The organism is Paenibacillus sp. FSL H8-0315 (assembly GCF_038005365.1).
Taxonomy (GTDB): domain Bacteria; phylum Bacillota; class Bacilli; order Paenibacillales; family Paenibacillaceae; genus Paenibacillus_AQ; species Paenibacillus_AQ odorifer.
The window spans coordinates 66,061-82,384 of the sequence record NZ_JBBOTA010000001.1 but is presented as its reverse complement, the minus strand read 5'-3'; the positions used below and the strand labels follow the sequence as shown (position 1 = coordinate 82,384).

Annotated in this window: 14 protein-coding genes; 1 reads left to right on the top strand and 13 read right to left on the bottom strand. The window is 45.0% G+C overall.

From position 1 onward, the window contains the following. Positions 1 to 292: 292 nt before the first annotated feature. The 5 genes from cydC to MHB56_RS00185 all read right to left on the bottom strand — a co-directional run bounded on the left by cydC (position 293) and on the right by MHB56_RS00185 (position 8,705). On the bottom strand, positions 293 to 2,020 hold the full coding sequence (gene cydC, locus MHB56_RS00205) for a thiol reductant ABC exporter subunit CydC (protein ID WP_341143113.1): 1,728 nt from the start codon (positions 2,018 to 2,020) through the stop codon (positions 293 to 295). Then, positions 2,017 to 3,861, bottom strand: coding sequence for a thiol reductant ABC exporter subunit CydD (gene cydD / locus MHB56_RS00200; protein ID WP_341143112.1), 1,845 nt, complete (start codon positions 3,859 to 3,861; stop codon positions 2,017 to 2,019). Before cydD ends, cydC begins: the two co-directional genes overlap by 4 nt. Before the next feature lie 68 nt (positions 3,862 to 3,929). Further along, positions 3,930 to 4,946 (bottom strand): cytochrome d ubiquinol oxidase subunit II, encoded by a 1,017-nt coding sequence (locus MHB56_RS00195; protein ID WP_076126522.1) that lies wholly within the window; start codon positions 4,944 to 4,946, stop codon positions 3,930 to 3,932. Continuing rightward, entirely contained in the window at positions 4,943 to 6,307 is a 1,365-nt protein-coding gene (locus MHB56_RS00190) for a cytochrome ubiquinol oxidase subunit I (RefSeq protein WP_248548643.1), read from the bottom strand. Before MHB56_RS00190 ends, MHB56_RS00195 begins: the two co-directional genes overlap by 4 nt. Before the next feature lie 550 nt (positions 6,308 to 6,857). Further along, entirely contained in the window at positions 6,858 to 8,705 is a 1,848-nt protein-coding gene (locus MHB56_RS00185; RefSeq protein WP_076184905.1) for a hypothetical protein, read from the bottom strand. A gap of 80 nt (positions 8,706 to 8,785) precedes the next feature. Between MHB56_RS00185 and MHB56_RS00180 the strand changes: the two genes are divergently transcribed. Continuing rightward, positions 8,786 to 9,421: a TetR/AcrR family transcriptional regulator gene (locus MHB56_RS00180; RefSeq protein ID WP_341143111.1), complete on the top strand. Its 636-nt coding sequence runs from the start codon at positions 8,786 to 8,788 to the stop codon at positions 9,419 to 9,421. Between the two features lie 82 nt (positions 9,422 to 9,503). On the opposite strand, the gene MHB56_RS00175 is transcribed toward MHB56_RS00180, so the two are convergent. From MHB56_RS00175 to nikC, 8 genes are all read right to left on the bottom strand, one after another. Continuing rightward, entirely contained in the window at positions 9,504 to 10,493 is a 990-nt protein-coding gene (locus tag MHB56_RS00175; protein WP_076184906.1) for an alpha/beta fold hydrolase, read from the bottom strand. Positions 10,494 to 10,747: 254 nt separating this feature from the next. Further along, positions 10,748 to 11,020 carry a hypothetical protein gene (locus MHB56_RS00170; RefSeq protein WP_076302957.1) on the bottom strand — a complete coding sequence of 91 codons (273 nt, stop codon included), beginning with the start codon at positions 11,018 to 11,020 and terminating at the stop codon, positions 10,748 to 10,750. Next, a complete protein-coding gene (locus tag MHB56_RS00165; protein WP_076302956.1) occupies positions 11,002 to 11,346 on the bottom strand; it encodes a class I SAM-dependent methyltransferase in 345 nt (114 codons plus the stop codon). Before MHB56_RS00165 ends, MHB56_RS00170 begins: the two co-directional genes overlap by 19 nt. Continuing rightward, positions 11,347 to 12,099 carry a class I SAM-dependent methyltransferase gene (locus tag MHB56_RS00160; protein WP_341143110.1) on the bottom strand — a complete coding sequence of 251 codons (753 nt, stop codon included), beginning with the start codon at positions 12,097 to 12,099 and terminating at the stop codon, positions 11,347 to 11,349. It abuts the gene before it with no gap. Further along, complete coding sequence (locus MHB56_RS00155) at positions 12,099 to 13,772, bottom strand: nickel ABC transporter substrate-binding protein (protein ID WP_076302954.1); 1,674 nt, start codon at positions 13,770 to 13,772, stop codon at positions 12,099 to 12,101. The genes MHB56_RS00160 and MHB56_RS00155 overlap by 1 nt, the downstream gene beginning before the upstream one ends. An 18-nt stretch (positions 13,773 to 13,790) precedes the next feature. Next, positions 13,791 to 14,639: an ATP-binding cassette domain-containing protein gene (locus tag MHB56_RS00150; RefSeq protein ID WP_076302953.1), complete on the bottom strand. Its 849-nt coding sequence runs from the start codon at positions 14,637 to 14,639 to the stop codon at positions 13,791 to 13,793. 37 nt (positions 14,640 to 14,676) lie between these two features. Beyond that, positions 14,677 to 15,462 carry an ABC transporter ATP-binding protein gene (locus tag MHB56_RS00145; protein WP_076302952.1) on the bottom strand — a complete coding sequence of 262 codons (786 nt, stop codon included), beginning with the start codon at positions 15,460 to 15,462 and terminating at the stop codon, positions 14,677 to 14,679. Then, positions 15,459 to 16,304, bottom strand: a complete 846-nt coding sequence (gene nikC / locus MHB56_RS00140) for a nickel transporter permease (RefSeq protein WP_076184910.1) — start codon at positions 16,302 to 16,304, stop codon at positions 15,459 to 15,461. The genes MHB56_RS00145 and nikC overlap by 4 nt, the downstream gene beginning before the upstream one ends. Positions 16,305 to 16,324: the final 20 nt, after the last annotated feature.

Genomic DNA, 16,324 nt, shown 5'->3' with positions numbered 1-16,324 from the left:
TCATTAATGGATATAATGGATATTTTACTGTTTAATTTTATATATTGCTTCTTCCAGACGTTCCAATTTACGTGTGCTAATACAATTTGAGCCGGTTTAGCGTTTTTCTCTGAAGCGATTTTTATTACCAGTTTTTGAAGAACTGCTCATCGTTTAAGACAAACGTGGATTATAGTCTAGGCGAGAATCGCAAAACAGGCTAAAGAACTGCTCCCGATATTACACCGGAAGTTATTCTTTAGCCTGTTGCTTGGTAAGATTGATCGAATGCTCAGAGGAGCTCTTGCTTTTTTTACACTCCAACTTCTCCGATCATTTGCTGTTCGATTTGTTTCATCTCATAAAAATAGCCTTTTTGCCCCATCAACTCCGAATAGGACCCTGTTTCGACTACCCTGCCTTGGTCCATGACCACAATCTGGTCCATCTCTTCCAATCCGGTTAGCCGATGACAAATCAGGAGAAGCGTATCATTAGCCGCCTGTGCGTAGAGATGCTTCAAAACTTGATGCTCTGTCACATAATCCAGCGATGAAGTGGGTTCGTCCAGAAGCCATACCCGTCCTTTGCGGAGCATCGCTCGCGCCAGAGCCAACCTCTGCTTCTCGCCGTCTGACAGATTCTCCCCTTTTTCATACACCATATCGGTCAACGATGTATCGGGCAGCTGCATTTTTGCTAGCACATCCAACAATTGTTCGTCTGCATGTTCTTCTCCGTTCAGCAGCAGGTTGTCCCGGATCGTTCCCCGGAAGAAATGACTTTGCTGAAACACTACAGTAGCCGTTTGCCAAATGCTCGTTTCATCCAGTTCCTTCACCGAAATGCCGTTTAATCGTATATCACCGGCCGTTGGTGTTCGCAGCTTGAGCAGCAATTCGATAATCGTTGATTTTCCTGATCCACTCGGCCCGACAATCGCCGTTTTGGAACCAGGTAAAATGTGCAGGGATACATCCCTGAGCGCCGGTCTCCACTCCCCTTCATATTGAAACGTAACATCGGATAGCTCCATCGTAACGGCATGATCAACAGACAATGTGCCACTTGGCTGCGAAGACTGCTCATCAAAGGTCTGAACTGTTTCCGTCAGTCGTTTGGCTGCGTGTTCGCTATCCTCTTTATACGCGGGTAATGTGGCCATAGCCGCCGCTTCTTCAAATACGGTTTGTGATGCCATAACCAGCATGGCAAGAAATACGCCTGCAAGCGCTCCTTCCATAATTAAATAGGCGCCAAGCGTAAGCACTCCCCAGGAAACGAAAAACGTAACAAAAGTGTGCATCGATTGCCCGCGCAGCAGTTGCCCGGCTGCTCGTTGCTGCTCAGCTGCCAATACAGTGGAAGCATGCTGGAGATGTTCCTCCCGCTGTGCCAATTGACCATATACTTTTAAATCCCGGAAACCGTACAACACTTCGGTAACTTCCGTGGACAGCTGCGCCCTCTGCTCACGAACGCGTCCATGTATTCTCCGCTGCCCGAGTAACACAATTCCCGGTACAACGAATGCCGTTACCAGCATACCTATTACAAACAAAACGGCAATCCAGATCGAAAAGGTAGAAGTAAACAGCACCGTAGCCAAAAACACCATGACGACCATGATCGGAGGATAAGCGACTCGCAAAAAATAATTTTGCAAACTTTCCACATCCCCAACGATCCGCGCAAGCAGATCCCCGCTTCGATTTTTGTTCAATATACCAGGCGTTAAAGGAATAAGCTTGGCAAAAAAGGATGTACGTAAACGGCTAAGTATGGAGAATGTCGCCCGGTGAGAATACAAGCGTTCTCCATAACGACTCGCCGCCCGAAGCAGTCCCAGCAGTTTGACCATGGAGGTGAGTACAATTAAAGTATAAAGCGGTGGCGCAAATACCGTTTGCGAAATCAGATATCCGCTCGCAGAAAAGAGTGCCACACCGGCTATGCCGGCGATAAATCCACCCAAAATCGAAAGAATGATATCCTTGCGCTCCTGAATCATCGCCTTTGACAGAACAGCCAGTTCATTCATGAGGATATCCCCCCTTTCCGCTCTACATCAATCATCTCGGCATACTGAGGCAGGCGCTCCAGAAGCTCGTCATGTCGTCCCGAGTCCACCAACACTCCATTGTCCATAAACAAAATCTTGTCGGCTTGTTGAATCGTATATAATCGGTGAGCTACCGTAATCATTGTAGCCGTTTTTGCCAGTTTGGCTATGGAGCGTTGCAGTACCCGCTCGGTGTGCAAATCAAGTCCAACTGTGGGTTCATCAAACAAAATGATAGCAGGACGCTTCAAAAAAGCGCGTGCTAAGGCAAGCCGTTGCTTTTCCCCACCAGACAGTCCCCGGCCTCCTTCACCAACAAAGGTATCAAATCCATGCTCTAATTGGGCTGTAAGCGCAGCGAGTCCTGCTTCTTCCCCCGACCGCTCAATTTCTGCTCTGGAGATGCTCCTACGAGCACCAATCGCAATATTTTCAGAAAATGTGCCTGCAAAAATATACGGATGCTGTGTAATGTAGCTAACATGTTCGAACCATTCGGTTTCATCGTATTGCGAGAGTGGACTTCCATTCACCAGAAGCGTTCCCGATTCTGGTTTCAGCAGACCGGCAATGAGATGTAGCAAAGTCGTTTTGCCGGAACCGCTTTTGCCAACAATGGCAATGTGTTCTCCTGGACTAAGCTGGATCCGCCCCGTCTTAAGCTCGAAAGAATCTGGAGCATACTGAAACCGGAGTTGGTCAATTACGATGGACGGCGGTATTAAAAGGTCTCCAGAATGGGTGAGTTCCAATTTGCTTATTCTGTCGGTCCTATCACCGACCTTATCCATGCTGTCGATCTCGTCGATTCCATCGGTTGTTAATGCTCCTTCAATGCCATTAGCGTCCCTGCTCCCCCCTGCCGTTTCCTCAAGCATCTGTTCTACCTTACGAACCGCACCCATACTTGTCCGGCCGCTGTGAAAGGCCGTTCCCGTATTCTTTAACAGGTTGTAAAACTCGGGAACGAGCAGCAAAACGAGAAAGGCGGTGTGGAACGTCATAGCTTTGAAAACGAGCAACTGGATGGCCAGTTCAAGAGCGACAATGCCAATGCTTAGCATCACGATCGATTCCAGCATGAAGGTATTCGTAAACGCAATCTTCAAAATGCCCATTGTGGCATCACGATAACCCAAGCTACTACGCTCAATCTCCTGTTGCTGACGGTGAGCCCGTCCAAATATTTTCAATGTCACCAGTCCTTGAAGAGAGTCTAGAAACGTCCCTGAAAACTCAGCCAGTTGCGCGTATTTTTCTTCGGACTTGTTCTTCGTTTTCAGCCCTACCAAAATCATGAACAGCGGGATGAACGGAGCAGTAAACAATAGAATGAAACCTGTGTTGGCATGTTGGATAAATGTAACGACCAAAATCAGAACCGGGATGATAGCAGCTTCCATCATACGCGGCATGTATTGACTGAAATAACTATCGGCCTCATCCACAGCATCCAGAGCAATACTGACCTTTCCTCCCGTCTGTCCACGAAGGGTTGAAGGCATGGAGGCATGAGTCAAGTTTTGCAGCACGGCAGCGCGCATATTTGTCTTAGCAGTGGCAGCCATATGTAAGCCAACTATACCGTTTCCATAAGACAACAGTGTGCGTACAGCCATAACAGTTAGAAGTATGCCGAGCAACAGGATAACCGATGAAAATGAAGCTTTCTCGACAAAAATCCGTTGGACTGCTTCAGCAAGCAGTCCAGCCTGACTCACAATAGCTATACCGAGCGCGAGCGAAATGATTGCGAGGAGAGCCCTGTTTTTCCTTTGTGAAGACATTTGTTGAGAAATCAGACTGGATTTCCTCTTCACAGATCACACCTCCTTTATCTATAGGCTTGTAGGGAAACCTCAAACATGCCGTAATGGATTAAACAGCTTTATTTTTTCCCTTTTACATAATCCGCATCAAACAGGAAGAGTTTGAAGACCAGAATAAGGGATGGGATCAACAGGCATAGACCGCCGATAAACACAATTACTAACGCTAAACCCATTGCCGGTGAAGTTGCACTGCTCTGAATCGTGATATACGGATCAAGAATATAAGGGTATTGCCCAATCCCATAAGCGAAAAAGGCACAGAAAAACTGCAACATGACGCATATAAAAGCTAATCCGTAACGGCGTCCGTTATATAACAGCCACATCGCGATCATAAAGAAAGCAACGGAAAGTGCCAGCAACCACCATAAATCCATCATATTTTGAAAATGGCGCTCATTGTGTTGACCCAAATAGATAAATGCTGTCAGTGCGAGGATTATCGTCGGTGTGCTCCAAAACAGGGCGTAGTTGCGCATCAGCTTCAACGCGGAATGATCCTCCGCCCGAGAAGCGTAAAATGTCAGAAATGAGCCGCTAATGAACAAAACGGACACGATTGCCAGTCCAACGATACTCCACGATAACGGATTGGTAAACAGCGCCCAGTAATCCAGAGAAACCGTCTCCCCCTGCTTCACGATAAAGCCGCCTTCAGACAAAGTTAGCGCCACTGACAACGATGCTGGAATAAGCAAACCTGTAGCTCCGTACAAAAAAAGATATACTATGTTTTTCTTGGAACCGTAATTTTCAAAAGCATAGAATGAACCGCGAATCGCAAGAAGAATCACTGCAATGCTTCCCGGAACAAGTAACGCGGAGCCATAATAATAGGCTGTGTCCGGAAAAAATCCGACGATGCCAATATAGAAAAAGATAAAAAATACATTTGTAATCTCCCATACGGGTGATAAATATCGGGAAATCAGACGATTAATGAGATGATCCTGCTTCGTTAAACGTGCATAAAAGGCGAAGAAGCCCGCTCCGAAATCAATGGAAGCTATAATTAAATAGCCGTACAAAAACAGCCAGAGCACCGAGATGCCAATCAATTCGTAACTCATCATTCAGTGCCCCCCTTTTCCGCAGATTGATTAGGATGATCCTTCATCCATTTCTCCATCTCAGCTTCTGCCGGATTATTGTTGAACAAGCGTCTTAGCACGATTACACACATACTGCCGAGTACGATGTACAAGAGCAATAAGGCGAAGAATATAATTCTTACATTCGGTGAAGACGTGGCCGCCTCCTCAACACGCATATATCCACGGATAATCCACGGCTGTCGGCCAACCTCTGCATAAAACCATCCCAGCTCAACAGCCAGAAAAGCGAGAGGGGCGCTCAGTGCGATGATGCGAAGCATCCATTTGTTAAGCTCATTACGCTTTTTCCAGAACACAAACAGAAAATATAGAAACGAAATCGCGAGCAGAGTAAATCCAATTCCGACCATTAAATCAAACAGATAATGAACGAGAAGCGGTGGCCATTCTTCCTTGGGGAATTCCTCGAGCCCCGTCACCTCTGCATTAAAGTCTCCAAAGGCCAGGAAGCTGAGCAGCTTCGGCAGATGAAGAGCCCCTAGAACTTCATGCTCTGCATTCAGCCATCCCAATAGCACCAAATCCACACTGCTGCTCGTCTCAAAATGCCACTCTGCCGCTGCAAGCTTCTCTGGCTGATGCTCGGCCAAAAACTTGGCGGACACATCACCGGCTAACGTGTTCAGCAAACCGAATAGTAAAACGACTGCCATCATTAGATTTAAAGATTTTTTGTGGTATGCGGACACACCTTTTCTCAGCATCGCGAAGGCTGCAATCCCGGCTAACAAGGCAGCTCCAGTCAAATAGGCCGAGCTTAATACATGGAACACTTTGGAGAACGTCGCCGTATTCAGCATCGCTTGCACCGGGTTAATCGCTGTGAATTGGCCTGCTTCCATGACAAAGCCCTCAGGCTGGTTCATGAATCCGTTCACCGTCGTAATAAAAACGGCAGACATGCCTGCCCCGGCGACAATCGGAATCGTCAGCAGCCAATGGATATACGGATTTTTGAAGCGATCCCACGTATACAAATAAATGCCCAAGAAGATAGCTTCAAAAAAGAATGCGAACACCTCCATGAATAACGGAAGTGCAATGACATTCCCAGCCAGTTTCATAAAATTCGGCCATACCAGGGCCAGCTGTAGTGAAATCGCTGTACCGGTCACGACACCAACCGCCACAGAAATGACAAATCCTCGAGACCACCGCTTTGCCATAAGTGTATAATGGGGGTCCTTCTTCCGAATCCCGATAAACTCTGCTATAGCGATCATTAGCGGTATACCGACGCCAATCGTCGCAAAAATAACGTGGAACCCGAGAGTCAAGCCTGTCACCAGCCTGCTCCATAGCACCGTATCAATTGCCATTCTTTAATGCTCCCTTCAAAACACTGTTCATTTTTCTATGATTAGGCCTGCTAACTGTTGGCTGCATTCAATATCAGGTTTAGCAAGGTTCAGCGACATCGTTGCCTGTTCGTTTTAGTATGACGTTCATCGTTCTTTGCTATGTAAAAAGAGAAAAAATTCACAAAGCAAGAGTTGGCGAGCCCGATTTACCTGATACTGAACAGTCAAAATTATAATGTGACCTAATGATTAAAATCATCTTATCTTAAATTGCAAGTAATTCAATCACAGATATCTCTTAATCCCTAAACGTTCAAGAAAGGGTCAAATCTTTCTGACAACTCAGTGAATAACACAAAAAGTACCCGAAGGAGCTATTGATTGATTAGTGCATATGTGATGTCACAAGTTCCCTCCTACTTCGATGCTAGCAAAAAAACGATATTTTCTCATTTTGAGCCGTAATATATCCCCTTTTTTGCAACAAAAAACACTGACTCAAATCATCAGTGTTTTTTGAATTAAAGCTAATTTCATCTTTGTCATGACAAATCTTGAACTGCTACTATCATTTAGTACGACCGTAGAAAAAAGAATACCCATCTGATTTCCCAAGCTTAGTCGTCTCCGTTCCGTCCACTAGCTTGACCGCTTTCAGCAACGATACAATTTGCGTATGCATTAGCTTTGCATCAAATTTGTCCATCTCTCTGTTGTCACTATCCACGAGCAGATAGTCGGGCATTGGAATGAAACCAATCACTGGTATCCCTGCTTCAAATAAGGGCTGACTCTCTCCAAACTCAAACTTGTTATGTCCACGCAATAATACAGTACGTGTGCTATCTGTCTTTTCAATAGCCTTCAGCCAAATGCCTGCCATCATTTCATTGCCTGCATAGGTATATTCTGTACTTATTTGTCCAGTTGGACCATAATGACCCGTATCATCGTCCTTCCACTCCATGCTGCCTAAATGCTCAACCGTAATTCCAGCTACAGCTTTTAAATGGCCATTCTTGCCATCCCACAGCTCTCGATGCCCCTCCATCCAGGTGGAAGTTGCCTGAGAGGAACCTTTGAACTCCGGTAATCTAAAATGCCCTGTCACAAAAGCAAATATCATCGTACGTTCCGGCTGCTCCTGCTGTAAGTAACGAATCATAGACAGCATGCCCACAGCGCCATTCTCCTCCACCACATTTATCCCATCCGTATGAGTATTTACGATAATTGCTTCGTCTTTATTCTTACCGTCAATTTTCACATAAAAGGATTCTGTTGGGGCATCTTTTTGTATTTCCGCTTCTAAAATAACCGTACCTTCTTTATGCTCCTGAGCTGCGCTGATCACCTTTTTCCCTTCCGTTTCATTAACCCAAATCGCAGGGATTCCAGCATAATCGGTGGTAAAAGGCACATATTGCTCTTCAACCTTATCGTCAGATACCCCTTTCCAGACTAAAACAACAGCTTTTACGCCCATTTCCTTCGCTTGCTCCAATTTAGCTTCTTTTAATGCTGTAGTGAGGACCAGATCGCCTTCATTTGGGGCAATTTGGTTGTCCATTGGTGATGAATCCCGCATATTCATAACGATCCCACTTGGAAAATTTCTGAAATTCTCAATTTCAATGACAGCAATTTTTCCGCTGGCCTGGCCATATTCACCACGCTTCGTATACACCAGCTCCCCAGTTACACCTTTTTCGTCAGTTTCCCCGGAATAGGGAAAAGCTGAAGAGACATGAATTTCCTGCTGATCAATCATTAAAGTACTGTTCTTTTCTTCCCATCGGTCAAAAGTATAGCGATCACGATAAACTTGCAGCCCCATATCAGATACCTGCTGCTCCAGCCAAGCAATAAACTGATTGTGACCCTCAGAGCCGGTTGTACGGCTTCCAAAAGAATTCATTACTTCAATATCTTTGAGCATCACTGCTGCAGAATCCAAATTGCGTTCATCGATCGTCACTGTCGTATCAGCAGCTAATGCTACAGGTGTTGTAATAGGTTTTGCATAGACTCCAATACCCCAAAGTGCAGTAACGATAAGTGCAGCAATGCTGAATAACACTTTACGAACCACTAGAAACGGAGTAACTCTTCTGCTTACCTTTTGCCCCAAGAGTCCTCTCCATATGCCCGCTATGATCAGCAAGAGGATAGAAAGCGCAAGCAGCCAAAAATTTCTTGTTAGTAAGAATAACCCTTCTGCCACCATCGCACTAATAAATACTACATGTAACTTCTCACGCTTCTTTAATAGTAAAAAAGAGATGCCTAATTCTGCTAATAAAAAGATGATGGTCACGATTGAGATTACCGTTTCTTCGCCAATGAATACCGTAGCACTTAGTGCTAGGATCAAAAGCAGCACTGCTGACAATCGTCTATATAAGATTTCTAACATGACGCCCTCCCATTTTAACTAACGATTATTTTGACATTACATTTGTAATGCCTTATGGTTTTAGCATATTGAAAAGACTCATGAAAAACAATGAAACGAACATCAGAATGTACAAACGGAGGGGAAATGTCATCTCAAATCATGAATTATACAGTCCAAATACCTCTCAGCATCGTTCCAATAAAGAAACCAACCATTTGACAAGAGAAGCCATCTGTACGGCATTAGTCTTCTTGATCCAGGAACAGCCTTTTGACAAAATCACCATCACCGATATTGTGAAGCGCGCAGGGGTTTCTCGAACAGCCTATTACAACAACTATTCCTCCAAGCAAGAGATCCTGGTGGATTTGGTCGATTCGCTTATTTTTGAAATTAATCAAAAACTCTTACCTTACACCAATGAATTAACAGGCAAAGCTAAAGAACCTCAAAAATTTATCAAAGTGCTTTTTGAAGTTATTTTTCAGCAGCGGAACATCTACAAAGCACTTCAGAGTGCAAAGTTTGATCATGTAATTCTGGATTGCTTGAATGAAATGATGCTTTCTACTGCTCATGACAAAAGCGACGAGAATGTGTACCGAATATACTTTAAAGCGGGGGCCCTCTATAATGTTCTCCTTAAATGGATACAATCAGACTTTGCAAAATCCATAGACGAAATGACCAAAATTTGTCTTGAGGTATACCATACTCCAATGTCCCAGGAATAAGGTTTAAAAATCGTGTTTATAAATGAAAAAACAAAGAAACCACGGAACCAAGTTCGGCTCCGCAGTTTAATTATCAACCCTACTATTGAATTTGAATTTGTTTCATGTACTCTTTGAATGCCTCGGCGATTTCTTTGTATTTTGTATGATGCAGATAATGTGAACCTTCCATTGGGATCATTTTGCCCTGTGCGGATTGTTTGACTTGCTCCTCATGCAGCGGAATCCACTGTTTATTGTGCTCGTTATTTGATTGAACGAAGAGAAGCAGCGGCAAGTCATTTGGCATTGTGATTTTTTCTCCATTTTTGAAATTGGAACCGAGGTGGCCCAGTTCATTCATCAACGTTGGATTGGTCGCGACTTGATTCGAAATCAAACGCATCTGTTCTTTGGTATGCTCATCGAACGCAAGCGATTCATAGGGATCTCCGCTCACTTTTTGGACCAATCTCATTAGACCTGATTTTTGAAGAAATTTCATGGCGTTCAAAGGTAATTTGACATCCATTCCGGGTTGATTGGGAACGCTGCTATCGATGCCGACAAAAGCAAGAACTTCATCCGGATATGTGTTCACATAGGTCGCTCCGTAAAGTCCCGCGATGGAATGTCCCATTAGAATGTAACGGTCTAAACCCAGTTGCTGCAATGCTTCGTGAACCTCACTTACTATATTCTCAGTCGTTCTCTCCTTCTCGGTTTCATCGCTCAAACCATAACCGAAAGGCTCGACCACCACGACTTTATAATTAGGGGTAATTTCATCGATCAGCAATTTGAAATCAAGTGCAGGCGTCGGGGTTCCTTGTCCCGGTAGGAGTACAACAGTTTGTTCTCCACTGCCTTGAATAAGCACATTCATCTTTTTCCCATCCACATTGACATACTGGCCATACGATTCGATTTTCTTTTTCTCTACCCCGTCGCTGATTGCATCAACGATAAAAACGATGCCCATGAACAGCACGAGCGCCCCTACAATACCTCCGATTATTTTTAACCATAGGTTCCGTTTCTTGTGGCTCTTAGTCCCTGTTGTTTTTATTTCTACCTTATTTGCCACGTTCATCTCTTCCCTTCCTTGTCCCTGTATCTGAAGTGCCGCCTTGACGACATATTCAAAGTGTAATCAATCAAGATGTACTCTTCGTGACGACAATATGAACGGAATATGAACAAGACAAAAAAAGAAGTTTTAGATTAACATCAAATCGGAAATGAAATAATGTTCTTGTCCTTTACTCAAAAAGCAGCGTTTCTCATTAGAGATCGCTACTTTTTATTGTATACTTCATTTAATATGTGTAGGTTCTCACTATTCTATTATTTCTCAGCACAAATCATGAATATCGGTGTTGACCGGTTTAAGACTTGCTGTTTCTCATCCAGAATTTTTGCGTTCAAATTCTCTTCAGCAAAAATATTAGCGAAGCCTTCTTTTTTGAGAGTCCGTATATCCCACTCGGGACGCCATTCTCTGGTCAGCGGCAATACAAGACTCAGACGGTCTGTCTCCTCTATGTCCTTATGATGCGGGAGTTCACCAAAGCCCTTATCTACATAGGTTTGCTGATCCTCTACTCGCTTTTGCTGCATCTCTTCGTCCCAGAGATGGCGATTCCAGTTGGCATCAAAAACCAGCAGCCGTCCCCCAGGCTTAAGTACACTTCTCCACTCTTTGTAGGCTGACTGCGGGGATCGGTAAGGCTCCAGGTGACATTGCGGCACACGATTAGATCGAAGCTCTCCGCAGCAAAGTCAAGCTTGTGCGAATCCATCTTGCGGAAAGTAACGGTTACACCTTCCCGAATGGAGTGGGCACGTGCTTCTTCCAGCATATTGTCGGTACAATCGATCGCAGTAACCAGATGCCCGGCACTCGAAAGAATCACAGAGAAGAAGCCAGGAAACCCATTTATCATTCACTCCTTCTTGGCAAGTATCATGAACCGGTTTACATTCTGGTAACCGTATTTCAAATAATCTAGCGGCATCGCACGGGCAGGGATAAAGTTCCGGTGAACATCTATGGTTCGGAACCCGGCCTGTTTCAGCGCTGTCTCGTCAGCTTCAGGCCGTAATACATTAACATATGGCAACTCGCTTAGCAGGCTTTTATCTTGACTGCTTCGCTGGCGGATTCTTTGTTCTGTGAGTAGAATCAGTGTCCAGGACAAGGCATACCAAAATCTATGGAATACAGTCTTGCTCTCTTTATACAAATAGTTGCCGTCAAAAATAATCAGGGTCCCGCCCGGTTTTAGAATCCGATACCATTCAGCATAAGCCCTCTGTGGATCAGGAAGCGTCCATACTACATCCCTGCAGACCACTGCCTCAAAGCTATTCTCTAGCTCCATATGCAAATCGGCAGCATCAGCGACATAAGCTGGAACTTTATATCCATAACTCTCAAAATTTCGTGAAGCTCTATCGATCATTCCCTGAGAGGTATCCACCGCTGTAGGCAGATGACCCATCTGTGATAAGAGTATGGAGAAAAAGCCAGGCCCTGTTCCCACATCCAGCACCTTTTGCTGGGTAGTTGTTCCCAACCCTTTATTAAGCAGTTGTTTCCAGAGGTTTATGGTTTTTTTGCTGCGGAATTGAGTCTGTATGACTTTGTCATAACTCTCCGAGCTTGATGTCCAGTATTTCGAAATCTCTTTTAACATCATTTTTCTCCTATGTCGAGTAGATTCCAGAAGACCGGCATAAAGGTGGAGTACCCCGGTTTAAATCCAGTCACTCTATTATTTACTGCTAAGATATCGTCAGGGAAATAAATAGCTGCAAACATAGCCTCCTGATACAATTTGGAGAAAATGGAGTCATATGCGGTCTGACGTTCCTGAATATCGGTTGTTCCTACTGCTGTGTCAATCAGTGATTCTAGTCCAGGATCAGACCATACGACAGCAGATGCGTCAGCTGTTTTATGAAATAGGGACAGCAAGAATGCATGCGGATTATAAGCATCATCATAAGTCCGGTACATGATTAGATCATAAGCTTTGCTTGTCCATAAGGCATCATAATAAGCATTCGGCTCAAGAACCTGAAGATTCACTCTAATGCCAATCTCCTTTAACTCAGACTGAACCAGTTCACTGATGGACTTCCATTCGGGATATTCAGCCTGCTGCAGCACGAAATTAAGCTCAAGCTGGGCTCCGTCCTTCTGTACAATTCCATCTCCGTCCGAATCCGTGTAACCGGCAGCTGCTAGCAGTTGCTTCGCTTCCAGCGGATTGAAGCCGTACCAAGTATTATTGGACTCCGTCACATAAGGAACTGTCAGCGGGAACAGGCCTTGAGCTTCACTGCCGATACCGTCCATAAGATCTTCGACAATGCTTTTTTTATTAATTGCCAAATTGATAGCTTTGCGCACATTCAGATCTTGAAGTGCGGGCGTTTTGTAGTTAAAGATCATGAAATGAGAGTTTGTTCCTTGTGCTTTTTGCAAAGTTAGTGAAGAATCCGCTTCAATCACTGGCACGCTTTCGACTGGAATCTTTCCCATTTGTCCCCCGGCAATGTCAATGTCTCCAGCTTGCAGCGCTAGTACTCTGGACTGTGGATCTGGGATTACCTTCAAAATAATTTTCGACAGCTTCGGCATTTCTCCCCAATAATTCGGATTTCTGACGAGTATGGCTTCCTGATCTGTTTTGTAGCTCTCTGCCATCCATGCGCCAGTTCCAATCGCTTTGATGAATTTACCCGTAATATCTCCTGCGGGTTCCACAGCGGAAGGGCTGATAATTCGGACCGGTCTTGCAAAGGATAACTCGGTTAAGAAGGGATAATACGCTTTGTTGAATGTCATTGTGATCGTATGTTCGTCCACAACAACAAGGGATTGCATCGCAGTTGCTACATTTAACGAATTGGCTGGATCCTTAATCCAGCGTTCGAAGGAGAATTTAACTGCGTCGGCATTAAACTCCGTACCGTCAGAGAATTTGACGTCATGGCGAAGATGGAACGTATATACTTTCCCATCTTCTGAAATATCCCAAGACTCCGCAAGCGACGGCAGTATTTCGCCTTTTTCACCATACTCCACTAACCCCTCATATATCATCGCGTGCACATTCATCGAACCATCATAGGCACCGGCATCCAATCGGTCTATACCGGCATCAGACGATATAGCAACAGTGACTGTCTTGTCCTGAGCTTCAGATCCTTGTGCAGCTTCATTATTGGCGGTATTATTGGCTCTAGCCGTAGAATTGCTGTTATTACTGTTGCTGCAACCTGATATCAACACAACTATTACAAGAAGCATAAAGAATAACGATTTTGATAATAGGTTTTTTGTCTTAGGGTTCGTTCTCATTCTTGGTACATCCTTTCTCTACTTAACATCATAGGAATGGCTGGGTTGCCACTCTTCTCCCAGTCTCTTCTTTCTTAAGCGGGGGTCCTGCACAGGTACCGAGGAGAGCAATGTTTTTGTATAAGGGTGGTTTGCTTGCTGCAACATGGTTGCACCCGATTGCTTCTCTACAATTTCCCCTTGACACATCACAGCCACACTGTCGCAAAAACGATTTACAACTGACAAGTCATGTGTAATGAATACATAGGATAATCCCAGCTCATGCTTCAACTCCTGCAGCAGATCCATCATTTGCTTTCGCAGGGTGACATCGAGACTTGAGAAAGGTTCATCGCAGATAATCAGCTCCGGCCGCAAGGCGATTGCGCGCGCAATTCCGACCCTTTGCTGCTGTCCGCCGCTGAGTTCATGCGGATAGCGGTGAATATGCTGCCGTTCAAGTCCCACAAGCTCAAGTGTGTCTGCTACCGTGGCCCTGCGGGCTCCAGCCTTCCTCTCTCCGTAGTTCTGAAGAGGCTCCCCGATAATCTGCTCTACCGTAAACAACGGATTAAATGAAGCCAGACTGTTCTGAAACACCATCTGCATCTTCCTGCGGATCATGCGCATTTCGCTAAAGGTCCAATCCGTATAATCCTCGTTCCGGTACATAACTCTTCCGGAGGATGGTTTCTCCAGTCCCAGCAGAAGTCTGGCCAAAGTGCTCTTACCACAGCCACTTTCCCCCACTAAACCAAGGGTCTCACCGCTCTCCAGACTGAGAGACAGGTTGTTGACGGCATGAACACTTCTGACATTACGTGTGAACCACCCCCTTTCCATCCCATATTTCTTGTTCAGGCTTACCGCTTCCAATATCTTCAAGATCACCACGTCCCTAAAAAATGTAATATTACCGTTGTTATCTGCACTCAATTAAATATTTAGTATAGGGATGCACGGGATTAGAAAAGAGTTCAAACACATTGCCTGATTCCACAATCTTCCCGGACTTCATCACATATACATAATCTGCAAGCTCCGCAACAACGCCAAGATCATGGGTAATTAATAGAATGCCGACATTGTTCGTCCATCTGATTCGGTCCAGCTCTTTAAGAATCTGGGCTTGAATGGTTACATCCAATGCCGTTGTAGGCTCATCTGCAATTAGCAATTGTGCTCCGGATACCAGGGCGATGGCGATCATTACTCTTTGACACATACCACCGCTAATTTGAAAAGGATATTTATTGAAAAGCAATTTAGGCTCGCTGAGCCCTGCTTGCTCCATCTGCCTCATGGCAAGCAGCTTTGCTTCTTTTCCCGATATACGCTTGTGCAGTTTAATCGTCTCCATGATCTGCCTGCCAATAGTAAGTACCGGATTCAGCGCGTTCATAGGATCTTGAAAGATAACAGCCATTTCTGTTCCCCGAAGTTTCTGTAACTGACGGCTGGAGCACTCACGAAGATTGTTACCCTTAAGCCAGATTTCTCCACTCTCAACTATGCCTGGAGAATCTACTAATCCTAATATGGACATTGCCGTAACACTTTTACCGCTGCCGCTCTCACCTACAAGTGCGACAATCTGCCGGGATTTCACCTCGATACTGACATCATCAACCGCTGTAACTTTATAACTGCCTGTGTGAAAGCAGGTGCGTAAATGACTGACCTTCAGCAGTGGAGACTCTGCCATCATATTCTGGCCCCCCACTTTACTACAGAATTGAAAGCACGCTCTGGTTGTCGCAAGCCTTCTCCCAACAGATTAAAGCCCAGAACCGCCAGCATGATCATCATTCCCGGAAATAGCATCAACCGCGGCTCCGTTTGAATATAGGCACGGCTGTCGTTCAGCATTACTCCCCATTCCGGTGTAGGCGGCTGAGCTCCCAAACCCAGAAAGGACAAACCCGCAATGGAGAGCATAATCGTACCCACTTCCATAGAAGCAAGAACCAGAATAGGCCGGGCTGCGTTCAGCAGAATATGCCTGAAAATAATTTGTAAATGAGAAGTGCCTGACGCTTTGGCCGCTGTAATATATTCACTTTCCTTGATTTGAAGGACCATACTGCGTATCACTCTGGCATACCCCGTCCACCAGACAGCAGCAAATGCGATTAGCAGATTCTTCATACTGGGACCTAGCATGGCTGTAATAGCAAGGGATAGGATTAAGCTGGGAAAGGCAAGCAATATATCTATGATCCGCATAATCAAATGATCGATCTTGCCGCCAGCGTAACCAGCCAGTAAACCAACAGGGATGCTAATCGCAAAAACAACGATCAACACCATAAACGAATCATTCAGGGAGGTTCGGGTCCCATAGATTAATCGGGATAAGACACAACGTCCCAGATGATCCGTACCGAGCGGGTATTGCCAGGAAGGTGTAGCCAGTTTGAGTTCCATGTGAATCTGCAGCGGATCGGAAGGTGAAAGCCATGGGGCAAAGAGTCCAACGGATATGAACAAAAGTACTATGCCCGCTCCTAACCTTGCTCCCTTATTCTTAAATAAGCTAATACGAAATATGACAATCCGCTCCTTCTAAA